At 47.6% G+C, this 25,235-nt stretch carries 26 protein-coding genes and 1 other annotated feature; all 26 genes read left to right on the plus strand.

What is annotated here, in order from left to right; all coding sequences use genetic code 11:
* The first annotated feature begins 19 nt into the window (after positions 1-19).
* The 26 genes from CHH60_RS23490 (at position 20) to CHH60_RS23615 (ending at position 24,878) form a co-directional block, all read left to right on the plus strand.
* Positions 20-1,396, plus strand: a complete 1,377-nt coding sequence (locus CHH60_RS23490; RefSeq protein WP_095361444.1) for a bifunctional folylpolyglutamate synthase/dihydrofolate synthase — start codon at positions 20-22, stop codon at positions 1,394-1,396.
* A 56-nt stretch (positions 1,397-1,452) separates the two neighbouring features.
* Positions 1,453-2,772, plus strand: a complete 1,320-nt coding sequence (gene murC / locus CHH60_RS23495; RefSeq protein WP_255248065.1) for a UDP-N-acetylmuramate--L-alanine ligase — start codon at positions 1,453-1,455, stop codon at positions 2,770-2,772.
* A gap of 118 nt (positions 2,773-2,890) precedes the next feature.
* Positions 2,891-4,078, plus strand: coding sequence for an SPOR domain-containing protein (locus CHH60_RS23500; RefSeq protein ID WP_176476181.1), 1,188 nt, complete (start codon positions 2,891-2,893; stop codon positions 4,076-4,078).
* A 144-nt stretch (positions 4,079-4,222) separates the two neighbouring features.
* Positions 4,223-4,465, plus strand: a complete 243-nt coding sequence (locus CHH60_RS23505; RefSeq protein ID WP_095293309.1) for a DUF4321 domain-containing protein — start codon at positions 4,223-4,225, stop codon at positions 4,463-4,465.
* 91 nt (positions 4,466-4,556) lie between these two features.
* Positions 4,557-5,168 (plus strand): Maf family protein, encoded by a 612-nt coding sequence (locus CHH60_RS23510; protein WP_095361428.1) that lies wholly within the window; start codon positions 4,557-4,559, stop codon positions 5,166-5,168.
* 35 nt (positions 5,169-5,203) lie between these two features.
* Positions 5,204-5,893 carry a RadC family protein gene (radC, locus tag CHH60_RS23515; protein ID WP_095361429.1) on the plus strand — a complete coding sequence of 230 codons (690 nt, stop codon included), beginning with the start codon at positions 5,204-5,206 and terminating at the stop codon, positions 5,891-5,893.
* A gap of 185 nt (positions 5,894-6,078) precedes the next feature.
* Complete coding sequence (locus tag CHH60_RS23520; protein ID WP_095293312.1) at positions 6,079-7,113, plus strand: rod shape-determining protein; 1,035 nt, start codon at positions 6,079-6,081, stop codon at positions 7,111-7,113.
* A gap of 184 nt (positions 7,114-7,297) precedes the next feature.
* Positions 7,298-8,173: a rod shape-determining protein MreC gene (gene mreC / locus CHH60_RS23525; protein ID WP_095361430.1), complete on the plus strand. Its 876-nt coding sequence runs from the start codon at positions 7,298-7,300 to the stop codon at positions 8,171-8,173.
* On the plus strand, positions 8,173-8,706 hold the full coding sequence (gene mreD / locus CHH60_RS23530; protein ID WP_095361431.1) for a rod shape-determining protein MreD: 534 nt from the start codon (positions 8,173-8,175) through the stop codon (positions 8,704-8,706). Before mreC ends, mreD begins: the two co-directional genes overlap by 1 nt.
* A 74-nt stretch (positions 8,707-8,780) precedes the next feature.
* Positions 8,781-9,443, plus strand: coding sequence for a septum site-determining protein MinC (gene minC, locus CHH60_RS23535; RefSeq protein ID WP_095293315.1), 663 nt, complete (start codon positions 8,781-8,783; stop codon positions 9,441-9,443).
* A gap of 3 nt (positions 9,444-9,446) precedes the next feature.
* Positions 9,447-10,241, plus strand: a complete 795-nt coding sequence (gene minD / locus CHH60_RS23540; protein WP_024633965.1) for a septum site-determining protein MinD — start codon at positions 9,447-9,449, stop codon at positions 10,239-10,241.
* 236 nt (positions 10,242-10,477) lie between these two features.
* Complete coding sequence (locus tag CHH60_RS23545) at positions 10,478-11,356, plus strand: M23 family metallopeptidase (RefSeq protein WP_176476182.1); 879 nt, start codon at positions 10,478-10,480, stop codon at positions 11,354-11,356.
* Entirely contained in the window at positions 11,349-12,209 is an 861-nt protein-coding gene (locus CHH60_RS23550) for a M50 family metallopeptidase (RefSeq protein WP_095361433.1), read from the plus strand. The genes CHH60_RS23545 and CHH60_RS23550 overlap by 8 nt, the downstream gene beginning before the upstream one ends.
* Before the next feature lie 106 nt (positions 12,210-12,315).
* Positions 12,316-13,566 carry an Rne/Rng family ribonuclease gene (locus tag CHH60_RS23555; RefSeq protein WP_095361434.1) on the plus strand — a complete coding sequence of 417 codons (1,251 nt, stop codon included), beginning with the start codon at positions 12,316-12,318 and terminating at the stop codon, positions 13,564-13,566.
* A gap of 56 nt (positions 13,567-13,622) precedes the next feature.
* Positions 13,623-13,707: a sequence feature (ribosomal protein L21 leader region), on the plus strand.
* 14 nt (positions 13,708-13,721) lie between these two features.
* Entirely contained in the window at positions 13,722-14,033 is a 312-nt protein-coding gene (gene rplU / locus CHH60_RS23560) for a 50S ribosomal protein L21 (protein WP_095293319.1), read from the plus strand.
* Between the two features lie 13 nt (positions 14,034-14,046).
* Positions 14,047-14,376, plus strand: a complete 330-nt coding sequence (locus CHH60_RS23565) for a ribosomal-processing cysteine protease Prp (protein ID WP_095293320.1) — start codon at positions 14,047-14,049, stop codon at positions 14,374-14,376.
* Between the two features lie 23 nt (positions 14,377-14,399).
* A complete protein-coding gene (rpmA, locus tag CHH60_RS23570) occupies positions 14,400-14,711 on the plus strand; it encodes a 50S ribosomal protein L27 (protein ID WP_095293321.1) in 312 nt (103 codons plus the stop codon).
* Positions 14,712-14,873: 162 nt separating this feature from the next.
* Positions 14,874-15,611: a Spo0B domain-containing protein gene (locus CHH60_RS23575; protein WP_095361435.1), complete on the plus strand. Its 738-nt coding sequence runs from the start codon at positions 14,874-14,876 to the stop codon at positions 15,609-15,611.
* Between the two features lie 15 nt (positions 15,612-15,626).
* Entirely contained in the window at positions 15,627-16,937 is a 1,311-nt protein-coding gene (gene obgE / locus CHH60_RS23580; RefSeq protein WP_095361436.1) for a GTPase ObgE, read from the plus strand.
* 243 nt (positions 16,938-17,180) lie between these two features.
* Entirely contained in the window at positions 17,181-17,618 is a 438-nt protein-coding gene (locus CHH60_RS23585; RefSeq protein ID WP_024633956.1) for an ACT domain-containing protein, read from the plus strand.
* A 107-nt stretch (positions 17,619-17,725) separates the two neighbouring features.
* Complete coding sequence (locus CHH60_RS23590) at positions 17,726-19,012, plus strand: homoserine dehydrogenase (protein WP_095361437.1); 1,287 nt, start codon at positions 17,726-17,728, stop codon at positions 19,010-19,012.
* A 119-nt stretch (positions 19,013-19,131) separates the two neighbouring features.
* Positions 19,132-20,202: a threonine synthase gene (gene thrC, locus CHH60_RS23595; protein WP_095361438.1), complete on the plus strand. Its 1,071-nt coding sequence runs from the start codon at positions 19,132-19,134 to the stop codon at positions 20,200-20,202.
* On the plus strand, positions 20,199-21,167 hold the full coding sequence (gene thrB / locus CHH60_RS23600; protein ID WP_095361439.1) for a homoserine kinase: 969 nt from the start codon (positions 20,199-20,201) through the stop codon (positions 21,165-21,167). The genes thrC and thrB overlap by 4 nt, the downstream gene beginning before the upstream one ends.
* Positions 21,164-22,045, plus strand: a complete 882-nt coding sequence (gene pheA, locus CHH60_RS23605; RefSeq protein WP_095361440.1) for a prephenate dehydratase — start codon at positions 21,164-21,166, stop codon at positions 22,043-22,045. The genes thrB and pheA overlap by 4 nt, the downstream gene beginning before the upstream one ends.
* A 141-nt stretch (positions 22,046-22,186) precedes the next feature.
* Complete coding sequence (gene ilvE, locus CHH60_RS23610; RefSeq protein WP_095293327.1) at positions 22,187-23,071, plus strand: branched-chain-amino-acid transaminase; 885 nt, start codon at positions 22,187-22,189, stop codon at positions 23,069-23,071.
* Positions 23,072-23,264: 193 nt separating this feature from the next.
* A complete protein-coding gene (locus CHH60_RS23615; protein ID WP_095361441.1) occupies positions 23,265-24,878 on the plus strand; it encodes a LysM peptidoglycan-binding domain-containing protein in 1,614 nt (537 codons plus the stop codon).
* Positions 24,879-25,235: the final 357 nt, after the last annotated feature.

Genomic DNA, 25,235 nt, shown 5'->3' on the forward strand with positions numbered 1-25,235 from the left:
GGGACCGAAGGTGAAACATATGACGGAACTTAATGGCACGGGCGTAGATGCCCCTCTGCATACCTATGACGAGGCTGTGGACTGGATCAATGGCCTTATTCCTTTTGGCATCAGACCCGGATTGGAACGAATCACGGAGCTCATGTCATTGCTCGGTAATCCTCATCAGCGTCTCAAATTTATTCATGTCGCGGGAACGAACGGAAAAGGTTCGACTTGCGCTTTTTTGACGTCAGTGCTGCTTCAGGCGGGGTACGATGTAGGAACGTTTACGTCTCCGTATATCACGAAATTCACGAATCGTTTTCAATACAACGGCGAGGATATTCCGGAAGAGACACTGCTGAAGTTAGCGAATCGACTCCATCCGCTGGTCACAGATATGGCCACTACTGTTCTTGGATCACCTACGATGTTCGAAGTGTCTACAGCCCTGGCACTCTTGTACTATGCAGAAGAGTGTTATCCGGATGTAGTAGTATGGGAGACTGGACTGGGGGGAAGGATGGACGTAACGAATATCGTTACACCCGTGGTTTCGGTTATTACGAATATTGGTATGGATCATACGGATGTCCTGGGTGATACCATTGAAGCGATCGCGGGAGAAAAAGCAGGCATTATTAAACCAGGCGTACCTGTTGTCACCTGTGTTACGCAGCCAGAGGCTGTTAAGGTGATTCAGGAAAAGGCCCAGCAAGTCCGATCAACTGTGTATTTGTCTGGAGAACAATTTTCTTACCATAGACTCCATAGTGATGAGAACGGTCAATCCTTTCATTTTGCAGGACCGTTCCGTGAGCTCGATGCTCGCATTCGAATGCAGGGCATCTATCAGATGGATAATGCTGCGGGTGCTCTTATGGTGCTTGAATTGCTCAGACAGTACATGGCATTCATTCTGGATGACAGAGATATTGCCCTTGGATTGGAGAATGCCTTTTGGGCTGGCCGATTCGAGAAGGTCGTTCACGAACCCCGAATTGTACTGGATGGTGCGCATAATCCGGAAGGGGCAGAGTCACTGGCCAAGAGCATTGTCGACGTATATCCTCACAACAAGTTAAATTTGATGATGGGCATGCTGGCGAATAAGCATCACGAAGCGTATTTGCAGCATATACTGCCACTAGTGGATACGCTGATCCTGACCGAGCCAGATTTCCGACGCAAAATGGATGCAGCCGAGTTGCTGCAGATCGTCGAGCGGTTACGTCCCGCCATTGCGAAAGAGAATCTGGAAATCATCGTCGAGCCCGATTGGGCGAAGGCACTTGATCTATTGAAGTCACGGACGGAAGCGGAAGATCTGGGGGTGGTGTCCGGCACACTGTATCTCATTGCAGATGTGAGGGCAGCCCTTTTGCATCAAACCGATTCTGAAAAAGGTTGGTGAAAGTTTTGTTAAATACATCAGAACACGTTCATTTTATAGGGATTGGCGGATATGGCATGAGTGCCATCGCACGAGTTATGCTGGAGATGGGATACACCGTTACCGGATCGGACGTCGCTTCACAGGAGTTGACTGAGAAGCTGGCAGCCAAGGGAGCGAAAATATATATCGGACATACGGCTGAACACGTAAATGGAGCAGATCTCGTGGTCTACTCTACAGCAGCTCCGGCGGATAATGTGGAGCGAGTGGCAGCGGAGCAGCTTAATATTCCGATTCTTCACCGTGCACAGATGCTGGCGCGCCTGCTCAATGAGCGCAAAGGTGTTGCGGTTGCAGGTGCCCATGGCAAAACGACGACTTCCTCAATGATTGCACTTGTCATGGACAAATGCGATACTGACCCGACGTATATCATTGGCGGAGAAATCATGAATTTGGGAACCAATGCCAAGGCGGGCCAGGGCGACTGGGTCGTGGCTGAAGCAGATGAGAGTGATGGATCGTTTTTGCAGTATCATCCATGGCTAGGTATTGTGACCAATATCGAAGCCGATCATTTGGAGAATTACAACAGCGACTTCGAGGAGCTCAAAAAAGCGTATGTACAGTTCTTGAGTCAAATTCGTCCGGAAGGAACAGCCATTGTCTGTGCGGATGATGAGAACGTTCAAAGCATTTTACCTGAGCTGAAATCCCGAATCACGACATACGGCATTGATCAGAAGGCCGATTATATGGCATCGGATATCGTACTGGGGGACCGCAGGATCTCCTTCACCATGAGCCATCAGGGTAACGCACTGGGTACGGTAGAGCTCTCTGTTCCAGGCAAACATAATGTCTACAACGCCATGGCTACGGTCATTACCTGTCTGGAAGCAGGCATTCCGTTTGAGAAGATCACGGCAGCCATTATTCAGTTCCATGGTGCCAAACGCAGATTCCAGGTGCTGGGTGAAGCACGGGATATTCTGGTCATCGATGACTATGCTCATCATCCGACTGAAATTGAGGCAACCATCAGTGCAGCGAAAGCGACAGGGAAACGTATCATCGCGGTGTTCCAACCGCAGAGATATACGCGTACCTTCTTCCTGCTGGATGCGTTTAGTCGTGCTTTCGCGGAAGCAGATGAGGTACTTATTACCGACATCTATTCTCCGGCGGGAGAAAAACAGATTGAAGGTGTTCACTCCGCTAAGCTGGTTGAACTGATTGTTCAGAACAGTAATGCTGCTGCTCGTTATTTGCCTACCAAGGAAGAAGTGGTAGCAGATTTGCAGAATCGTCTGCAGCCAGGAGATCTTGTCCTCACGATGGGAGCAGGGGATATCTGGAAGGTTGGCGACACACTGGCCAAAGGACTGAAATAGTCCACTTTATGACCCGCTTGTCTTCGAAAAGAAGCAGGCGGGTTTTTGAATTTCTAGGAATCTTTCATTGTCTCTGGGCATATAGCTGATATAAATGGGACAAAGGAGAGGGTACGGGGTGAGCAATGCTAGAATGACGTTTCGTTTCGGGGAGAACGAGTCGGACAAGCCGAATCATAAGGATGAGAAGGTGATTGGAACCTTTCCATCCTTATCTGATGAGATATCGCACAGTGCTCCGCGGATCGATGTCGCGCCTTCATGGACACCGGAGGATATCCCTGGAGATTGGGGAGAGACCACCTTGACCGGGACAAGTATACTGGAGCAGGATCAGAGAAAGGACCGGAATCTGGATCCTGTACAGTCGCAGTATGTTTATTCGGATCATACAGTGTATCCTGACGAAAATGAGAAAGAGCTTCCTGAAGACAGCAATTATGTGGGTCATGACTGGATGGCGGATCGTGATCATTACTCCTACAAGCGAAATCGCCCTCCGAGGGGCTGGAAGATGATTGGTTCGGTTACGGGAGCACTGGTCACCGGTGCCCTTTTCGGTATGGTTATTCTCTCTTTTTTTAATCGGGAAGGAACAGGTCCGGACGTACTTCCCCAAACCAATCAACCAGTATCGAGTGTGACGGGAGTACAGAGTACTTCCGGGACGGACCAACAAGCACAGTCAGCGCTTAGCGGAGGCAGTTACTATGCGCTTCAGTACGGTGTTTTTAGTTCGCCTGAACGTGCTGAACAGGCCAAGCTTGAACTCTCACAAGCTGGAATCGCTGCAGGAACGGATCCGGACGATGGGAATCGGGTGTATGCGGGCATCTCTTCCGACCGTGAGGAAGCCAAACTGCTGAGCTCCCGTCTTAAGGCGGAGGGTGTGGAATTGTATGTCAAAGAGATCGCATATCCTGCTGTGGACTCTGCAGCTCTCGGTATGAATGAGGAAGATGTTCAGCTCTTCTTCAGCAGCAGCAATGCATTGGTGGAACAACTATCCACATTGTCCATCGGCCAGCTTGGTCAAGCAAATCCAGAGCCTGTAGCCTCGGAAACGATGACAGCATTACAGAATCAGCACCAGGCCTGGATAACAGGTGTGGGTAAACTCTCGGCAGGTCTCGGACAAGAAGCAGCGCCGATCGTTTCAGCCATGGGAAAATCGATGAACAGTGCAATTACGGCAGTTGCCGAGTATAACAAAAATCCCTCCGATGTACACATGTGGGCGGTACAAGCGGATCTGATGGATTATGTTCTGCAGCAGAAAAAATGGCTTGAAGGGATAAAGCAATAAGTTTTCCTTCCCCTAACACAGCCCCGAAATCCCTGTCCGGCAAGGAACTGGAAATAGTTCCCCTTGCCGGATTTGTGTTTGTATTGACGTACAAAACCCCGTATAATAATGTGGGTGTCAAAAAATGGCGAGGGAAGATAACCGATGAAAAAAAACTTCGGCATGTTAATACTGTTTCTTCTGCTCGGCTGGATGGCCGGAGCGTGGATCGCCAAGGCACTGCAGCCAGTCAAGGCTGTAGCCATTCTAACCAAAGCCACGACCATACGTTGGTCACCGCAGGCTGATCTGGATATTATCAGTTATGACATTTCATTTCAATTTCAAATGAGCCTCCTCAGTTTGATTGGTATTATTGCGGCTGTATGGCTGTATCGCAGACTGTAGGAGAATGACGATTTTTGACGACGAAACTAAGCGAATGACATCTACTATGGTGATACGACAGATGTCGCCGTAGCATAAGGAGCCGTTTATTTTGAATAAATTACAATCGCGCCCTATTATTCTGGCCTCCACTTCGCCGCGGCGCAAGGATCTGATCGCTTCACTTCAACTAGCTTTCAAAGTAATACCGAGTCACGCAGATGAAGACACGCCGCCGGAATGGACTCCTGAACAGACGGTTCAGGAGCTTGCCATGCGCAAAGCAATGGCTGTCTATCGTGGGCTTGAAGGTCAGGAACAGGACGCTATTATTGTTGGCAGTGACACTGTCGTTGTGCTGGATGGAGACATTCTGGGCAAACCTGTGGATCAACAGGATGCTGAACGTATGCTCGCCAGACTTCAGGGACGTACACATCGTGTATTCACTGGTGTTGCATGTATTGATGCTGGAAATGGACAGTCCGTTGTGCACTATCGGCAGACAGAGGTAACGATGAAGGAACTGTCCGAGGCAACGATCGGGGCATATGTTCAGACAGGCGAGCCTATGGACAAAGCAGGGTCGTATGCAATTCAAGGAATTGGCGCTTCACTGGTAGACCGCATTGAAGGATGTTACTTTAATGTCGTGGGCTTGCCTCTTTCCCTGCTCAGCGACATGTTGGATGGATTCGGAGTTCATGTGCTGCCACGAGCCTGATTGTGGGAAATGATTGATGTGAAAAGAGGGAATATATGGAGTCGCCTCAGTACATGATGCGCGACATCCCCCATGAAGAACGCCCGAGAGAACGCATGATGGAATATGGGGCGGGCGCCTTAAGCCATGCAGAACTGCTGGCTATTTTACTTCGGACAGGTACGAGGCAGGAATCGGCAGTGCACATGGCACAGCGCATTCTCACTGAAGCAGGTGGCATTCGTTCACTAATGGATATGAGTCTGAACGAGTTGACTGCCATGAAAGGAATTGGTATGGCCAAGGCTGTTCAGCTCAAGGCTGGTATTGAACTTGGTCACCGGATTGCGCAGAGCAGACGGGTACAGTCTCCTTCAATCCGTACACCTCGTGACGCAGCTGATATTTTACTCGAGCAGCTGCGTTACTTACAGAAGGAACACTTTGTGTGCCTTTTCCTGAATAGCAAAAATCATATTATTGCCCAGGAAACACTCTCCATGGGCAGCCTTAATGCTTCAATTGTACATCCACGTGAAGTGTTCCGTGCTGCCATCAAATGCAGCAGTGCCTCGATCGTATGCGCACACAATCATCCTAGCGGTGATCCTACGCCTAGTCCTGAGGATATTCAAATAACCAAGAGACTGATCGAAGCAGGTTCAATCGTGGGCATAGATGTGCTGGACCACATCATTATCGGCGATGGAACATACGTAAGTTTGAAGGAGAAGGGCTTAGTATAATATAATGGTTGGCGTTGATGTTTTCCTATGAATATTGACGGCGTTGTCCGTAGAAGATAGGTTCACTTTACAGATGCAGTACATTCCAATGAATGATGAACCCTGCTGGATGGCAGAGGAAATGAAAATGAAACGCTCTGAACGTTAATAGGGCGGCAATATGAGGCAGAAAAGGAGATTACGTCATGTTTGGTGGTTTTACGAAAGATTTGGGTATTGATTTGGGGACAGCGAATACGCTGGTTTATGTACGAGGAAAAGGTATTGTGGTGCGGGAGCCTTCGGTGGTTGCTCTGCGGACAGATACCAAGAGCATTGAGGCTGTTGGGGAATCTGCCAAAAAAATGATCGGACGTACTCCTGGTAACATTCGTGCAATTCGTCCGATGAAGGACGGCGTTATTGCTGATTTTGATACGACGGCAACGATGATCAAATACTTTATTCGCCAGGCGCAAAAACAACGCTCGATGTTCCAACGTCACCCGAACGTTATGGTATGCGTACCATCCGGAATTACAGCGGTAGAACAACGTGCGGTTGAAGATGCAACAAAACAGGCCGGTGCGCGTGAAGCATACACGATTGAAGAGCCATTTGCAGCAGCTATTGGTGCAGATCTTCCGGTATGGGAGCCAACAGGCAGCATGGTTGTGGACATCGGTGGAGGAACGACTGAAGTGGCGGTCATTTCCCTCGGCGGAATCGTAACAAGCCGCTCCGTTCGTGTAGCTGGTGATGAGATGGACGAATCGATCATTCAGTATATTAAACGTCAGTACAATCTGATGATTGGTGAACGTACATCTGAACAATTGAAAATGGAAATCGGTTCAGCTATGCCATTGGAACAAGTGGAAACGATGGAAATTCGCGGACGCGATCTCGTAACAGGTCTGCCTAAGACCATCACGATTACATCGGATGAAATCAGCGAAGCTCTGGCAGATACGGTAAATGCTATTGTAGAAGCTGTGAAAGTAACTTTGGAAAAATGTCCTCCTGAGCTTGCGGCAGATATTATGGACCGCGGTATCGTGTTGACTGGCGGCGGCGCGTTGCTCCGCAATCTGGACAAGCTGCTGGCTGGTGAGACAGGTATGCCGGTCATCGTAGCAGAAAATCCACTCGATTGTGTAGCAATCGGAACAGGTAAAGCTCTGGAGAACATCCATTTGTTCAAAAGCAGAAGCAGTTCGGCAGTTCGTTCCAAACGTTAATCCGGCACTGATTGCTTAATGTCACGTTTGAGTTAAGCGTCAGTCGCCAACGAAGAGGACCCGACTTCGGTCGGGAGAGCTATTACCCGCATACCCGGGGAGATCAGCGAATATTCTCGAGGGACTATCAGTCTGAACGTCTCCCCGCCGGGCATAGCTCGGAAGAGAATATGGATGTTAGAGGGTGTTCGAACTGTTTAAGCTGCTGGGCAACAAAAGACTTTTTGTTTTGCTGGTGGGCCTTGTTACATTTATCGCGTTAATGGGCTTTACGCTCGGTCCGCGAACCGCTCTATCCTGGCCGGAAAAATTCCTGAAGGATTCAGTCGGATTTGTACAATACGTATTTTACAAGCCCGCTTCTGCTGTAGCGGGCTTTTTCAAAGATGTAGCGAACATGCGTGCGGTTTATCAAGAGAATGAAGAGTTGCGAATCGCGATGGGGCACTATACCCGGGATCGATTGAAGTATAACGAGATGGAGAAAACCAATGATCGTTATAAGGATTTGCTAAAATTTACGGCTGAACAGAGAAATCGGTATAACTACGAATATCGTATTGCTCAGGTCATCAGTGCCAATTCCGATCCTAATAGCAGAACAATCAATATTGATATTGGGGAGAATGCGGATATTAAGCCAGGCATGGCCGTCACTTCCCAGGATGGTCTGGTTGGGGTGATCAGTCACGTTAGTGCCTATACCTCCACGGTGAATTTGCTAACCTCGATGGATGCCAACGATCCCAATTCCAATGCCATAGCAGCAACGGCGGTGGGCAAGGAAGATACCGTTTTTGGCATGATCGAGAGTTTTGATCCCAAGACGGGCATGTTTAAGATGACCAAAATTTCGGAAGAGTCTGATATCAAAAAAGGCGACGAAATTATCTCATCGGGTATTATCAATAATTTTCCGAAGTACATGCGAATCGGGGAAGTCAAGAAAATTGAAGTTGGCGAATACGGACTCACGCGTACAGCAACGATAGAACCCTACGCGAGCTTCCTGGATTGGAAAGAGCTGATGGTGGTTATTCCTCCCGAGGTGAAGGAGTAATGGTGACACGCAAGCAAGTCTTGTTCCTGTTGCTGTTCGTTTTGTTCATCGCCGAAGGAACGATTTTGCCACTGCTTATTCCTTCCGGATGGCAGCTGCGCATTTCGGCCAATTTGGTCTATATCGTCATTCTGTTTATCGCTGTATATCATCATCGCCACACTGCTCTGGTGCTCGGCATCTTTTTTGGACTGCTTCATGACGTTGTATTTTATGGAGAGATGATCGGACCTTATGGATTTGCAATGGGGTTATCTGCTTATATGATGGGACTTATATTCCAGGCACCGCGTGCACCGCTTCCAGTTATGGTTACAGTCGTCATTTTGGGAAGTCTGCTTAACGACACCATGTTGTTCTTTTTATATAAGCTCTTCCGCCTCAATCACGTGACCTTTGACTGGGCTTTGCTTGAATATATGATTCCCAATCTGTTCATTCATTTTGTGTTTGCTCTGATCATTTATACTCCGCTGCGGAAGCAGCTGGAGCGTATCGGCAAAAGAAAGAGCAAGGTGCAGGAGGCATCCTGATACATTTTATAGAGTGAAAAGCAGGAACTTCGAGGCCCGGGCACGAAATGTAATGAGATGGGAGGGACAGGCTTATGACGGTAAAATCGAATCACGTAACGATTAAAGGCATCCGAGACGGCTTGGTTTTCCTGTTGGACGATCAATGTGAATTCGAGGAATTGCTCTATGAGCTCCGCTATAAGCTGGAACACAGCCATCAAAATATTTTGACCGGACCGATTGTTCATGTGGATATCAAACTGGGCAGCCGCGAAGTGACAGAGGACCAAAAAGAAGCGATATTAGACATATTGAAGCAAAAAGGGAATCTGCTCATTCGCTCCATCGATTCACCAGCCCTTAAACCAGAGGTTAAAGGGCCACCGCCAATTGTTACGATGTGTGGCATGGTGCGTTCAGGTCAAGTGCTTCATCACGAAGGGAATCTCCTGTTTCTTGGGGATATCAATCCGGGGGGCACGGTGACGTGTACCGGAGATATATATGTTTTGGGTTCACTCAGAGGCATGGCCCACGCTGGGATCGGCGGGGACGACGAGTCAATCATTGCCGCATCGGTATTTGCACCGACGCAGCTTCGAATCGCTGATATCATCAGCCGTCCCCCTGACGAATGGGAGAGCCGGGATACCGGGATGGAATTTGCTTATTTACAGGACAATCAGATGCAGATCGACAAGATGAGCAATATCGTTCGGTTGCGCCGAGATTTTAATGTGTTTAAAGGAGTGTAGCTCATGGGAGAGGCGATCGTGATCACTTCGGGTAAAGGCGGCGTTGGTAAAACAACCACCTCAGCAAACATCGGAACAGCGCTGGCGCTGCTCGGAAAAAAAGTTTGTCTGGTAGATACCGATATCGGCCTTCGCAATCTGGATGTCGTGATGGGACTCGAGAACCGGATCATTTATGATCTGTGTGACGTGGCAGACGGGCGTTGCCGTCTGAATCAGGCGTTGGTGAAAGACAAACGCTTCGAAGAATTGTATATGCTGCCTGCAGCGCAAACAAGAGATAAAAACTCTGTATCACCGGAACAGGTTAAGGACATCATTTTGGAACTGAAAAAAGATTTTGAATATGTCATTATCGATTGTCCTGCCGGGATTGAACAGGGATTCAAAAATGCGGTCGCTGGAGCAGATCAGGCCATCGTGGTGACTACACCTGAGAATGCGGCTGTACGTGATGCGGATCGGGTCATCGGCCTACTTGAAAGCTCGCATATTCAATCACCGAAGCTGGTTGTAAACCGTATTCGGAACAACATGGTCAAATCGGGCGATATGCTTGATATTGATGGTATTTTGCAAGTCCTCAACATTGATCTGATTGGCATTGTGCCAGATGATGAACTTGTCATCAAAGCGGCTAACTCTGGAGAACCTACAGTCATGAATCCAGACTCGCTTGCAGCGATTGCCTATCGGAACATTGCTCGTCGCATTCTGGGAGATACGGTTCCACTGATGCAGTTAGAGCAGAAAAAGGGCGCATTCTCACGATTTAAAAAGTTTTTTGGTATGGGTTAAATGGGTTAATACAAACGTCCTTATAGATATGAATACTTACCGCCGCGGCCTTTGCAGCCCGGCTTTTTTAATGTTTTCAGCACAGAAATCCCTATCTTTTTTCTCCACATTAAACTCCACTCGGCAGGTTGATCTCACCTGGGTGGAGTTATTTTGCTTTGACCCGGAAGCTTGTTCATATTATGAAAGAGCTCTTCATAGGATGTATTAAACAAGCCTCGGCGGGAGGATATTCCATGAATACGAAACTTCGAATCAAGCAAAGAAGAGAAGAACGGATACGGCGGTTGCTGGATGGTGCTGCGATGGAGATTATGCAGGAAGCGAATTCGGGGCCGAGCAAGAAGATTGCCGAGAGGCCAAGACCTACTTCTTCTTTTGATATACAGGATCAGACAAAACATGTTGGATCACTACTGGCAGAACAGGAAAGGGATCCCGAATGGCTGTGGAAAAAAGAGAACGGACATTACGGTTCAGGTGGCCATACACGTTTTAACCTGGTGAAATCGTTGGTGCGTAGAACAGTAGTCAGTGCATTGGTTTTTGGAGCCGTATGGGGACTGTTTCAACTCAATGCGTCATGGGCATCTTCACCCAAAACGGTAATTGCAGATGCGCTGCATCGGGACATGGACTTTGCCTCGGCAGCGCTCTGGTATGAACGGCACTTTGGCGGGACACCGTCTTTCCTGCCTGTGCTGGGCCATACCACAGATGCAGTTAATGGTTCGGGGGTCAGATCATTGCTGGGTAAACCGCTCTCTGGGACAATCGTCCAACCCTTTGCACTGAGCATGAAGGGCATAGAGATCGTCCCGGAAGCAGAAGGAACTGGATTTGTACAGGTCGTCAGTTCGGATGCAGGACGAGTTCTGCAAGTTCTTGGCGATGCAGAGAATGGGATAACCGTAGTCATCCAGCATACTGGCAACTTGACTGCGATATATGGCCGATTGAACGAGAGTGAAGTCGAAGTAAATGACTGGGTGGAGGCCGGAAATGTCGTTGGCAGCCTCAAGTCCACAGGCGGAGAACAACCTGCCACGCTATATTTCGCTGTAAAAGAGGGCGAAGAGTATGTAGATCCTGCGGAAGTGGTTGCCCTTGATTAGGTTGTGGGGTGTACGCATTTCGCTTCATCCGTTTTTTGTCATTATTATGCTGGCCTCCTTGGCTACAGGACATTTCATAGAACTCATCACCCTGTTTGCAATCGTATTTATTCATGAATGTGGACATGCTGCGGCGGCAGCCCTTCTGGGCTGCCGTGTCCTGTCAATTCAGATGCTTCCTTTTGGCGGTGTGGCTGTTATTGAAGACGGGGGCCGGCTTACGGCTGGGCGGGAAATCATCATTGCGCTGGCCGGTCCTCTGCAAAACATTGTGATGGTCGGGATCACCATGCTGCTGCAGTACGCCAACCTGGGAGATCCAGTATTCTTGGCGTACATTATCCAAGGGAATCTGCTGATTGCCCTGTTTAATCTGCTGCCCGTACTTCCGCTGGATGGCGGTAAAATAGTACAGGCACTCGTCAGTTTAATTGCTCCCTACTATACAACATTAATGTGGACCTATCGGATTAGCATCTTATGCAGTACAGGGGTTATTCTGTTTGCCATCAGCAAATGGATCACTGGAGACTACGGGCTCCCGCTGAATATCTTGCTCATTGGTCTCTTTCTGTTCTATTCCAACGTGACCGATTATCGAAACGTACCTTATCGCTTTATCCGCTTTTTGATGAATCGGGAAGGCGCTTTTGCCCATCATGCGTCTACAGGCAGTTTGGCACAGCCGATAATCTCATTTCCGGCGAAACCTTTGGACACTATTCTGCGTCTATTAAAGAGAGAGAAATATCATATGGTATATGTGATGAACAGACAGGGACGAATTATGGCCGTTTTGCCTGAACAGCGAATTATCGGTTCCTATTTCAAGCAGAACACAGATAAACTGTAATAAGGTTGGTGAACTCGTCCAGATTTGGGGTAATACATATACATTGAGAATTGCAAAGACACAGAATGGATGTGGATGAATTGAATTGTCTTCTAGAGGTCAAGCCATGAAACAAATGATCGTACATAATGAACACAACCTCATGCAAATGGCGCTTCTGGAAGAAGGCAAAGCTGTGGAATTTACAGCAGAACGTACACGCGAACGCGGACTGCTTGGTTCGTTTTTCAAAGGACGAGTCGTCAACGTGCTACCGGGTATGCAGGCTGCTTTTGTGGATATAGGTCAGAAAAAAAATGCCTTTCTATATGTGGATGATGTCCTGCACCCTCATTTGGAGAAACAACCCAAGGTGAAACCTTCAATCTCCGAATTGCTTCGTCCAGGTCAGGATGTCATCGTTCAGGTTCTGAAAGAGCCGGTAGGAAGCAAAGGAGCCCGGGTGACGACACATTACTCACTACCGGGCCGATGGCTTGTCTACATGCCGATAGCGGACTACATAGCCGTCTCGAAGAAGATTGCCCGCGAAGGGGATCGCTCCCGTCTTAAGGCATTGGGAGATCAGCTCAGACGTGGGGAGGAAGGGCTGATCATTCGAACCGTATCCGCAGAAGAGCAGCGGGAGGCCATAGAGGCTGACTTGGAATCGTTGCGTGAGCAGTGGCGTTTGATATGCGAAAAAGCAGACAGTTTGCCTTCACCGAGCCTGTTGCATCGGGATCACAGTATGGTTCAGCGAATTATTCGGGATGTGTATACTCCAGGCAGCGATGAGGTTATTACAGATAGTGAAGGACAAGCCCGGGAGGTGAGGGCTTTGCTGGAGGAGATCTGTCCGGGTCATCAGCCGAAGGTACAGGTTTACCGGGGCGCAGAGTCCATCTTTGCTGCGTATGGTGTTCAAGAGCAGCTCAATAAGGATTTTGCACGCAAAGTATGGCTCCCCGGCGGCGGTTACATCGTCATTGATCATACAGAGGCACTTACCGTGGTGGACGTTAATACAGGCAAATTCACCGGAGGCGGCGGGGATAGTCTGGAAGAAACCGTAACAGAAACCAACATGCAGGCAGCCGTCGAAATTGCACGATTAATGCGTTTGCGGGACATTGGTGGCATGATCATTGTGGACTTTATCGATATGGAGGAAGCAACCAATCGGCAGGAAGTTGCTGCAGCGCTGGAGGCTGAACTCAAAAAAGATCGAACCAAGGCTTTTGTCATGGGCTGGACCAAGCTTGGTCTGCTTGAACTTACACGTAAAAAAGTCCGGGAAGAAAGTACACTTCCTTATGTGGAGCCCTGTTCTTCTTGTCACGGGACAGGTAAAAGATATATTTCACCATTGCATTGATTTTTACTTGGGATGATGATATAATCATCAGGTATGTGTTTAGCCTATTGGTCTTGCACATGCTGTAACCGCACTGGCCGGGTACAAGAACAGCTCCGCAAGGAGGCTGTCACCTGAGACCGGGCGAGTCTGAGACATGAGGAGGTGCAAGGCAAATGTACGCAATTATTGAAACAGGCGGCAAACAGTACAAAGTCCAAGAGGGCGATGTTCTGTTCATCGAGAAATTGACTGCGAACGATGGCGAAAGCGTAACGTTCGACCGTGTCCTGGCTGTATCTAACGATCAAGGTTTGACAGCAGGTACACCATTGGTTTCCGGAGCTACTGTAACGGCTAAAGTGGAGAAACATGGCAAAGGTCAAAAGGTTGTTGTATACAAATACAAACCGAAAAAGAACTACCATGTGAAGCAAGGTCACCGTCAACCGTACACTAAAGTAACTATCGAGAAAATCCAAGCGTAAGAGGGTGCGATAAGTGATTATCGTTCAAATCTTTCGTAACGATGACGAGAGCATCGATCGCTTTTCCATCAAAGGGCATGCCAATTATGCCAAGCGGGGAGAAGATATCGTATGTGCCGGGGTATCCGCTGTTACAGTGGGTACAGTGAATTCGATCGAAGCATTGACTGGTGTCGAGATGGATGCCAAAATGAAGAATGGCTTTTTAAGCGCTTCTTTGCCAGTGCTAGAGAGAGACGGAACTTGGTCCCAGGTGCAATTGCTGCTCGAATCTATGGTTCTTATGCTCACTGATATTGCAGAGTCATACGGGAAGTATATTAAGATAGAGCAACTCAAATAAGTAAAGAAGGAGGACAACCAATCATGTTGAAATTAAATCTTCAGTTATTCGCATCGAAAAAAGGTGTAGGTTCCACGAAGAACGGTCGTGACAGTAGAGCGCAACGCCTTGGCGTTAAGCGTGCTGACGGTCAAACAGTAACTGGTGGTAGCATTCTTGTTCGCCAACGCGGAACAAAAATTCACCCAGGTACGAACGTGGGTATCGGTAAAGATGACACTTTGTTTGCGAAAGTGGACGGCGTTGTGAAATTCGAACGTTGGGGACGCGATCGCAAAAAAGTAAGCATTTACCCTGTGGACGTTGCTCCAGTAGCAGCTGCAGTAAAAGCATAATATCGGCATTCCGCCTAAGGAGCCTTCGGCAATTTTGCCGGAGGCTCTTTGTATTTAGGGTTGGTATAGATGTTTTCGATAATGAACTGGCAGAAAAGACATGTTATACTTGGTTACGGTGGGGTTTAAAACCAACCGAGTTTTGTAGAACGGGGAGAAGCCATGAAATCTTGGAAAAGAGTGCCGTGGATTGCGGCATGTTCACTTCTGATTCCTTTGGTTTTCGTTATGCTGTATCCGGCAGCCATTTCGAGTGCTGTATGCGCATTGTGGTCCGTGGCCGTAATCTTTGTTTCAATGAATGTGATGAAGAGACAGGCGGAAGCGGAACGCAGAACCATCATACAATCTATGGAAAAGACAGCAATTGCATCACTAAATCATCATCGGCATGATTGGATGAATGATCTTCAGGTGTTATATGGATATCTTCGGCTGGGCAAACTTGATAAATCCGTGCAATGTGTGGAAAGAATAAAAGAACGGGTAACCGAGGAAAGTCGGATTTCTAAATTAGGCATTCCCTCACTCGTTTTTTATCTCCAGTCTTTCCGTGCCAGTGGCGCCGCTCTGGAATTGCATGTGGAAGTCGAGGAAGAATTGCAGCTTAGTGCTCTGATCTCTCCCGAGGATGGCGAGTCGCTTACGGGCGCAATTGCAGATGCAATCAGAGCCTATCAATACGGTGGCGGCCGGTCGTCTTGGGGAGAGGTTCGCAAACTGACCTTGAACTTCGGACAAGACCATGGGGATGTGGTTGTTCGGCTGGACGGGGATCAAACACCCGATCCGGAAACATTACGGCAGCTTAATGCCGTACTAAAAGGAAAAAAAGTCAGAACGGAGCAGCTTCCGTCTGAAGACACGTTTATACAATTTAGAATGCCGTGTGGAATATAGGAAGAAGGGGTAGCCATGTTTGTAGATAAAGCGAAGATTTATGTAAAAGCCGGAGACGGAGGGGACGGAATTATTTCGTTCCGTCGTGAGAAGTATGTACCAAACGGCGGACCTGCCGGGGGTGATGGAGGCAGAGGAGCTGACATCATTTTCCGCGTGGATGAAGGTTTGCGTACATTGATGGATTTCCGTTACCAGCGTCACTTCAAGGCCCCTCGTGGTGAGAAGGGGCGCAATAAAAGTCAGCATGGTGCGAACGCTGAGAACATGATTGTGCGTATTCCACCTGGGACTGTGATTTTGGATGAAGACAGTGGAGAAGTATTGGCAGACCTGACGCGTCATGGTCAACAGGTTGTCGTTGCACGTGGTGGCCGGGGCGGCCGGGGGAATATCCGGTTTGCCACACCAAATAATCCAGCTCCTGAACTTGCCGAAAATGGTGAAGAGGGCGAAGAACGCTATATTGTGCTAGAGCTTAAAGTTATGGCGGATGTGGGTTTGGTTGGTTTTCCGAGTGTCGGGAAATCTACCCTGTTGTCCGTTGTATCGGCGGCGAAGCCGAAGATCGGAGCCTATCACTTTACGACCATTACACCTAACCTGGGCGTAGTGGGTGTAGGTGAAGGACGCAGCTTCGTTATGGCCGACTTGCCAGGACTGATTGAAGGTGCTCATGAAGGCATCGGACTTGGACATGAGTTTTTGCGCCATGTCGAACGTACCCGCATCATTATTCACGTTGTGGATATGTCTGGCTCGGAAGGACGCGATCCGTTTGAGGACTGGGTCAAAATCAACGAAGAACTGAAGTTGTACAATCCGGTACTCGCGGAGAGACCTCAGATTGTAGCAGCGAACAAAATGGATATGCCGGAATCGGAAGAGAATCTGGAGCAATTTATGCAAAAGGTTCGTGAAGTTCAGCCGGATATTGAAATCATGCCAATCTCTTCCCTGACTCGCAGAGGAATTCAGGAACTCCTGTATCGTGCGGCGGATCTGCTTGATCAGATTCCGGACGAAGTCGTGGTGGAAGAAGTAGCGGACATATCTGAACGCAAAGTGTACAGCTTGGATAAGAAAGAGGACGAAGGTTTCCGTATTGTGCGGGAGAATGAGATCTTTGTTGTTGAGAGTGCCAAGATTGATCGCATGATGAAACGGATGCAGCTGAACTCGCATGAGGCCATCCTTAAACTTGCGCGTACATTGCGTTATATGGGTGTGGATGAAGAGCTCCGTAAACGTGGTGCTGTAGAAGGCACGATTGTGCGCATTGGCGATTTCGAATTTGAATTCGTAGAAGGCAGCAGCTACTATTAAGTTTGGTAAGTAAACTTTAATGTATGGCTGGGCAAATATAAAGAACATGTAAACGCAGAGAAGTGGGAAATGACCCGCTGCTCTGCGTTTTTTTTGTTTTTTCCTAACATGAGGCAGGGAGAACCTTGTATACTTTGAGAAACCGATTTGAAAAAATAGACATGTAACGTATTGCCCTTTTAGTATAGATCCGATATAATGTCCACTATATGAAAACATGAGTCTTTGAGGAGAGGACGTTCTGTGAACGAACGCTATTACTTAGTACGGGAAGACATTTTGCCGGAAGCCGTGGTGAAGACAATGCAGGTGAAAGAGCTGCTTGCTTCGGGGGATGTCAAAACAGTGCATGAAGCGGTAGAGCAGGTCGGATTAAGCCGAAGTGCTTTTTACAAGTATAAGGATGGAATTCACCTCATCAACCAATTGGAACGGGAAAGAATCGTCACTATATCGATTGATCTGGAGCATCAGTCTGGTATATTGTCTCGCGTGTTGGGACATGTGGCTGGATATGGAGCCAACGTACTCACGATTAATCAGAGTATCCCGCTTCAAGGAAGAGCCAATGTCGTTATATCGGTAGAGACGTCACATCTTCACGGAGAAATCGGTGAAATGTTGGATCGGATGCAGGATATGCCGGGGGTTCGGCGCACACGGATTGTAGGTCAGGGCTAACTGGATTTTATCTCATAACGTCCGGATATATGAAAAAAACTGCTTCATTGTACATTGAGAGTGTACAGAGGTGGCAGACATAAAAGACATTAGGGGGTAGATCGTTAGTGAAACCGGTAAAAGTAGGATTATTGGGACTCGGAACAGTAGGTACCGGGGTTGTTCGCATCGTGGAAGGGAACCAGGAGGATCTGAGCAGTCAGGTCGGCTCACCAATTGTTATCGAGAAGATTTCTGTAAAAAATACGGTTAAGGATCGCGTCATTGCAGTGGATCGAGCCAAACTGACAGAAGATCCGTGGGAAGTGATTCGCCACCCGGACATCGATGTGATCGTGGAGGTTATGGGTGGTATCGAACAGACGAAGGAGTACATTCTTGAAGCGCTGGAGCGGGGGAAACATATTGTCACGGCCAATAAGGACCTGATGGCTCTCCATGGCTCCGAGATTTTGGCGAAGGCACAGGAGAAGAAATGTGATGTCTTCTATGAAGCCAGTGTAGCCGGTGGGATTCCCATTATCCGCACCCTGATTGAAGGTTTCTCCTCTGACCGGATTACCCGTATTATGGGTATTGTGAACGGAACAACGAACTTTATTTTGACCAAAATGAGCCAGGAAGGCGCTTCTTATGAAGAGGTTCTTGCAGAGGCACAGGCTCTGGGTTATGCAGAAGCCGATCCAACTTCGGATGTGGAGGGACTGGATGCCGCGCGCAAAATGGCAATACTGGGAACACTGGGTTTCCGCACCAATGTGGAGCTCCAAGATGTGGCGGTTAGTGGTATTTCTTCCGTAACCCGTGAGGACATTACGTATGCCAGAAGACTTGGGTATGAGATGAAACTGCTTGGAATTGCGGATTGCCGTGATGATGAGATCAATATCAGTGTTCAGCCTACCATGGTAAGACAGAGTCACCCGATTGCCTCCGTTAATGGCGTGTTTAATGCGGTGTATGTACATGGGGAAGCAGTAGGCGAAACGATGTTCTATGGTGCGGGTGCAGGGGAACTTCCAACAGCCACTTCCGTTGTTGCAGATCTGGTAGCTGTGATCAAAAATTTGAAGCTTGGCGTAAACGGACTTAAAGCCATCGTTCCTTACAAGCAGAAGCGTCTGCAAAGCGATGGACAGATTATGTCTAAGAACTTCATTTTACTGCACGTGGACGACAAAGCGGGCGTTTTGGCGCAAATTACGCAGATTTTTGCCGAGTATGAAGTCAGCCTGGCTTCGGTCGTTCAACAGCCGAACGAGCATAACCCGGATGCCGAGATCATCATCGTTACTCATAATGCAAGCAAGGCAAGCATGGATAAAGTGTTGAAACACTTTGAATCTCTTAGCGTCATACGCCGCATCAAGAGTGTATATCGGGTTGAGGGGTAAGGTTCATTTTTCTAATTCTGTACAGTTCGAATTGCTAGGTAAAATTGAATTGCGATTTTTAATACTATAAATTCAGGTCTTCATATTCGTAATACTTAATCATAAAGGAGCTTACTACAATGAGATATCAAGGATTGCTGCAAACGTACAAAGAGTACCTTCCGGTTAATGAAAATACACCTATGCTTACGCTTCAGGAAGGAAACACCCCACTGATTCACGCCGAAAATCTGTCCAAGGAACTTGGACTGAATCTATATTTCAAATACGAAGGCTTGAATCCAAGTGGTTCTTTCAAAGACCGCGGTATGGTAATGGCTGTTGCGAAAGCAATGGAAGAGGGCAGCCGTACCATCATGTGTGCCTCCACAGGTAATACTTCTGCAGCTGCTGCAGCATATGCTGCACGTGGTGGTCTGAACTGTATCGTATTGATTCCTAACAATAACATCGCACTGGGCAAGTTGGCACAGGCCATGATCTACGGGGCCAAAGTGATTGCGATTAACGGTAACTTCGACCGTGCACTGGAAATTGTACGTGAGATTACAGCGAAGCACCCCATCACACTGGTGAACTCTGTGAATCCTTATCGCATCGAAGGTCAAAAAACAGCTGCATTTGAAGTGGTTGATCAACTGGGCCAGGCACCTGACGTACTGGCAATTCCAGTCGGCAATGCAGGGAATATCTCTGCTTACTGGAAAGGCTTCAAAGAATACAAAGAGGCGGGAAAATCGGATTCCTTGCCGAGGATGGTTGGATTTGAAGCAGAAGGCGCGATGGCAATCGTTAAGGGAGAGCCGATTCTTGAGCCTGAAACTGTGGCCACTGCGATCCGCATTGGTAACCCGGCTAGCTGGAAGACCGCTGTGAGTGCGGCTGAAGAGTCCGGTGGACAGATCAATTATGTAACGGACGAGGAAATTTTGACAGCATATCGTACAATTGCAGCACGGGAAGGGATCTTCGCTGAACCGGCATCGGCTGCTTCGGTTGCAGGAGTATATAAATTGAAGCAGGAAGGATACTTTAAAGGCGGAGAGACGGTTGTATGTGTCTTGACGGGTCATGGTTTGAAAGATCCGAACATCGCGATCAAAACGGTAGCAACAGAGCCGCTTGTAGTAGATGATTCGGAAGAAGCGGTTATGGCGGCTATTGCACAGCTGGAGCAGCAATCCGTATGAGTTTGCAGCAACGAGTTACAGTAAAAGTACCTGCAAGTACAGCCAATCTGGGTCCAGGGTTCGATACCCTGGGCATGGCATTGTCTTTGTATGCCTGGATTGAGATGAAGCCGTCCGAACAGACGGTGTTTCATCTGTATGGAGATCATCTGAATGGTTTGCCAACGGATAGATCCAATCTAATCTACGAAGTCGCACAGATGGTATTCAATGAAGCAGGCGTGTCTGTTCCTGAACTGGAGATTTCCATGTTTTCGGATATTCCTCTTACCCGCGGACTGGGAAGCAGCGCATCTGCCATTGTTGGTGCTTTGGCTGCCGCGAACGCATTAATTGGTTCTCCGCTATCGGACGATAAGCTAATGGATATGGCTACTTCGCTCGAAAAGCACCCGGATAATGTGGGGGCTTCTCTATATGGGGGTATTATTGCGGCTGCTTGGGATGGCAGTCGTGTGGATCACATCCGTATTGAGCCGCATCAGGATTTACAGACGTTGGTCATTGTGCCAGACTTCGAACTATCGACTTCCAAAGCAAGAAATGTCGTTCCACAGCAATTTGACAAGTCGGATGTCGTGCATAATATCAGCAGGTCTTCTCTGCTGGTTGCAGCGCTGGCAAGCGGGCGACTGGATATGATACAAAGGGCGATGCTGGATCGTATTCACCAACCATACCGAGCATCTTTGGTACCCGGCATGACTGAAATATTGGAACATGCTGTAGAACATGGTGCTTTGGGAGCTGCACTAAGTGGAGCCGGACCAACTGTTCTGACATTGGTGGATCGGCATGATCCCCGCAAAGCCGAGCTGGAACAGTATTTGATGGAGACCATGGGCAAGGAAGGCATTAATGCAACGCCGCTATGGCTGGATCCGGACCTGGACGGTGTAACCGTACTGCCTGATCAAGATGAACGTCCTTTTTTGGACAGAATTAAAGGGGAAGTTAAAGCATGAAACGAATTGCCGTATTACCTGAAGGCTCCGTCTCCCATGAGGCTGTAGAATTTCTGTTTAATGGGGAACCGCTCGAGCTGCTTCATTCCAAGCTGATTTCTGATGTGTTTCGCGCCACGGATAGTGGCAAGTCACAATATAGCGTCATTCCTATTGAAAATACAATTGAAGGCTCCGTTAGTTTGCATATGGACTGGCTGGTTAACGAAGTGGATATTCCAATGCAAGCGGAGTGGGTGTATCCCTCCATACAAAATGTGATTGGACATGGTTCCGAGTTCGCTGACGGGAACGGGGCATACGACTTCAGCAAAATCACCAAGATCATGTCCCATCCGGTAGCTATACCGCAGTGCCAGAACTTTATCCGTCTTCATTCGCCGAATGCTGAGCTTGAGGGCGTCAATAGTACGGCAGAAGCGGTCGAGTTGGTAAAAAAGAATCCCGGAAAGGGCTGGGCCGCTATTGGCACCCGCCTTGCTGCACAAAAGCATGGATTGGATATCATGGCTGAACGGGTGACTGATCATGATAACAATTACACCCGTTTTGTACTTATTGGTCATGAGCCAGTACAGATTCAACGTGAGCCAGATCATGTGAAAACAAGTTTGCTGGTTACACTGCCTGAAGATGCACCTGGTGCTCTGCATCAGGTATTGTCCGCATTCGCCTGGAGAAAGCTGAATTTGACTAGGCTGGAGTCTCGTCCTACGAAGAAAAGGCTGGGCAGTTACTATTTTTATATCGATGTTGAGGAAACCGTAGAATCCGTATTGCTCACAGCAGCCATGGCTGAGATCGAGGCATTGAATTGTCAGGTTCGTGTTCTGGGCAGCTATCCCTGTTATACATATCCTTCTTTGAAAACCACCTGATAAATGGGTAGGATCTGTTGAGGATTGGCACTGAGATAGGTAAACGTGAACGTAAAAGCTGGCCACATGTTGTACAATGTTATGGAAGAATTCAAGATTCGGGAATTAATGATTGGAAATTAAACGGAGGTGCAGTTATCCATGTCAGAACAGTGGATTTATCTGGATGGTCAATATGTAACCAAGGAGAACGCAACCGTTTCCGTGTATGATCACGGCTTTTTGTATGGGGACGGAATTTTCGAAGGTATCCGTATTTATAACGGTAATATTTTCAGATGCAAAGCGCATTTGGACCGTTTGTACGATTCGGCAAAATCGATCAGTTTGAACATTCCTTTATCCTATGATGAAATGCTAGAAGTAATGGCAGAAACAGTTCGCCGCAATGATATGCGTAACGGCTATATCCGTTTAATCGTATCTCGTGGACCTGGTAATCTGGGTCTGGATCCGCTGCGCTGCCCGAAAGCGTCTGTTATTATTATTGTGGAGCAGCTGGCGATTTATCCTGAGGAAGCATATCTTACAGGGTTAAAGGCCGTATCTGTATCTCAACGCCGGAATATCCCGGATGCACTGAATCCCAAAATCAAATCATTAAATTATCTGAATAACATACTTGTTAAAATCCAGTCCAACTATGCAGGTGTTGGCGAAGCAATCATGCTGAATTCCCAAGGATATGTTACCGAAGGATCAAGTGACAACATTTTCATTATCAAAAATGGGGTAGTCTACACACCGCCTTGTTACCTCGGAGCTCTGGAAGGTATTACGCGTCAGGCAATTATTGACCTGTGTGGTGAACTCGATCTGGAGTTAAAAGAAGTTCCTTTTACCCTGCATGATGTGTATATCGCTGACGAAGTCTTTTTCACGGGGACAGCCGCAGAAGTCATCGCTGCATATGAGGTTGATGGAAGAACAATTGGTTCGGGTGTAGCAGGCCCAGTCACATTGAGATTGCTCGAAGCGTTCCGTCAAATTGTAGATAAAGACGGCTATAAGGTTTGGGAAGCTTAACCCTTCTAAACAAATTGAAGTGCAATATCCTTCTTGTCCAATAAGATCAGCATCCTACTTAGGGTGCGGGTTTTGGAGGCGGGGAGGATTTTTTTTGTTTAGATGATGTCATTAGCCCAGTTTCTGCATAGGATGTAGTAACGGTATGGGCGAATGCACTGCCCAAGTAACACGTCTAGGAGGTTAGTTCCCCGTGAAAATACACATGGTGAAAAAAGGCGACACGCTATATTTACTGTCCCAAAAATATAATGTGGGCCTGGACAAAATTATTGCGGCTAATCCGCAAATTACTGATCCCGACAAGCTGGATATCGGTATGAAAGTTAAAATTCCTGCAGATCCAGTAACACCAAAACCAGAAGGAATACTGCACAGTCACAAAGTCCAGCAGGGTGATTCTTTATGGAAGCTGTCTCAGGCTTGGGGAGTCTCTTTGAAGGATATGATCAACGCAAACCCTCAGTTGAAAAACCCGAACGCCCTGCTTGTAGGAGAGACAGTCTATATCCCGTCCCAACCTGTTCAGGGAAATACGGTTACAGGAAGCAGTACGGGTAATGTTGCTGCTCATGAAAAGCTTTCACCTGAAGGCAAGGAATATACAGGTGTCAAAGAAGAGCCAGCACCACCAGCACCAGCACCAGAAATACCTAAGGCAGTAGAAGAGACGCCAGCTCCTACTCCAGCACCTTTACCAGCAAATCCTGTCATCCCAAATGTGATGCCTGAATTGGAAGTACTGCCGCAGTTACCTGAGCTCCCTGAGGTTAAACCGGAGAAGGCACCTGAGAAAAAAGAACAGGTCGCCCCAGTTGCCGAAGTACAGCCTTTGCCTGAAGTGCCAACATATACTATGCCTAATCTTTCTCCTGAAATTATGCCGCTACCAGTCATCCCTAATACGAAGTCGCCGTCTGACGTTTCACCTGCGACCAAATCTCCTTGTGGCTGTGGAAAAAAAATGCATCATGCGCCGGCTGAGCATCCATATGCTCAAATCCCTGTCCCTGTGCAAGAGGTTTATGCTGCTCCTGAATCATCACATATTGCTGGGTTTAATCACAATTCTGGGTTCCCAGGGTTACCTGAAGCTACTCCTTATTCGGTGAGCCCTTCTTACCAAGGTCAATGGACAGAGCAGAACCACAATAACTATACGCCAAATTTGGCTCCTGAACATCAGCAGGAAAATTTTTATCCAGTCGCACCCGCTGCACAAGTCAACAGCCCGTTCCCTCCATTTGTTGCTGATACACATATGAACCAGCAGCCGTTTATTTCCCCTTACTCAACACTTCCTTATCCACCTTGTGGATGTGGCGGACATATGCATCACCCGCATTACGGTCACCCTGGATACAATTATCAGGATCCTGCTTGGGGAATGTATGGTTCATATGACCCGTACGGTGTACAGACGCATATGGGGCCAAACAGTGTACCAAACCAGCCCGTAGAGTATGCATATCAGAATCCGTATCCTTCACAAAACATGGTGCCCCCATCTCCTCTCGGAGCTTTTGGGGAACTGTACCCAGCTCAAGGCAATGTTGGAACTAAAAAAGGTGGACGTGAAGAAGCGGATTTAAGCCAGTCCAATGTATCGGGAGAAGAAGTAACGGATGCAGGAGGCAAAACCAAGCAAGCTTCTGCAAAAACCGGCACGGCAAAACGCAGAACAAGCAAATCAAGTGGTAAAAGAACATCCAAAGTATCTGTTTCTTCTGCAAATGGAAGACGTAACTCAGAGTCGGAGAAACGTAATTCAACCAAAAAACGTCGTAATCCCTGGATACAGTCTTAGTTAATACAGACAGGATCACAGATCCTTATTGTTAAAAAGGAGGCCGGCCTATCTTGAAAGGCTGGCCTCTTGCTTTAAATTAAGAGGAGAAGAATGAGGAAACGAAGGAATGTGAACAAGAAGTAAACGAAAAGTTGTAAATTAATTGTTAATTCGTTGTATATGTGATAATATATCCATACGTTTTATTTTATCACTATCTATATTATTTCAATGGATTTTGATAGATTTATTACGTATATAAAATCTATGAAATAAAAAAAGAAAAAAAGTGTTGCATTGATCTGAACGGTATGTTATATTATTTAAGTCGCCGCTGAAACACAGCGTTGACGCGATAGAGAAATACATTAACAA

The sequence above is a fragment of the Paenibacillus sp. 7523-1 genome, assembly GCF_002276415.1.
GTDB lineage: Bacteria > Bacillota > Bacilli > Paenibacillales > Paenibacillaceae > Paenibacillus > Paenibacillus illinoisensis_A.

Coding starts and splice junctions, on each gene's coding strand:
- CHH60_RS23490 (WP_095361444.1), top strand. CDS start 20: ATGACGGAACTTAATGGCACGGGCGTAGATGCCCCTCTGCATACCTAT.
- murC (WP_255248065.1), top strand. CDS start 1,453: ATGAGTGCCATCGCACGAGTTATGCTGGAGATGGGATACACCGTTACC.
- CHH60_RS23505 (WP_095293309.1), top strand. CDS start 4,223: ATGAAAAAAAACTTCGGCATGTTAATACTGTTTCTTCTGCTCGGCTGG.
- radC (WP_095361429.1), top strand. CDS start 5,204: ATGGAGTCGCCTCAGTACATGATGCGCGACATCCCCCATGAAGAACGC.
- CHH60_RS23520 (WP_095293312.1), top strand. CDS start 6,079: ATGTTTGGTGGTTTTACGAAAGATTTGGGTATTGATTTGGGGACAGCG.
- mreD (WP_095361431.1), top strand. CDS start 8,173: ATGGTGACACGCAAGCAAGTCTTGTTCCTGTTGCTGTTCGTTTTGTTC.
- minC (WP_095293315.1), top strand. CDS start 8,781: ATGACGGTAAAATCGAATCACGTAACGATTAAAGGCATCCGAGACGGC.
- minD (WP_024633965.1), top strand. CDS start 9,447: ATGGGAGAGGCGATCGTGATCACTTCGGGTAAAGGCGGCGTTGGTAAA.
- CHH60_RS23545 (WP_176476182.1), top strand. CDS start 10,478: ATGAATACGAAACTTCGAATCAAGCAAAGAAGAGAAGAACGGATACGG.
- CHH60_RS23555 (WP_095361434.1), top strand. CDS start 12,316: ATGAAACAAATGATCGTACATAATGAACACAACCTCATGCAAATGGCG.
- rplU (WP_095293319.1), top strand. CDS start 13,722: ATGTACGCAATTATTGAAACAGGCGGCAAACAGTACAAAGTCCAAGAG.
- rpmA (WP_095293321.1), top strand. CDS start 14,400: ATGTTGAAATTAAATCTTCAGTTATTCGCATCGAAAAAAGGTGTAGGT.
- CHH60_RS23575 (WP_095361435.1), top strand. CDS start 14,874: ATGAAATCTTGGAAAAGAGTGCCGTGGATTGCGGCATGTTCACTTCTG.
- obgE (WP_095361436.1), top strand. CDS start 15,627: ATGTTTGTAGATAAAGCGAAGATTTATGTAAAAGCCGGAGACGGAGGG.
- thrC (WP_095361438.1), top strand. CDS start 19,132: ATGAGATATCAAGGATTGCTGCAAACGTACAAAGAGTACCTTCCGGTT.
- thrB (WP_095361439.1), top strand. CDS start 20,199: ATGAGTTTGCAGCAACGAGTTACAGTAAAAGTACCTGCAAGTACAGCC.
- pheA (WP_095361440.1), top strand. CDS start 21,164: ATGAAACGAATTGCCGTATTACCTGAAGGCTCCGTCTCCCATGAGGCT.
- ilvE (WP_095293327.1), top strand. CDS start 22,187: ATGTCAGAACAGTGGATTTATCTGGATGGTCAATATGTAACCAAGGAG.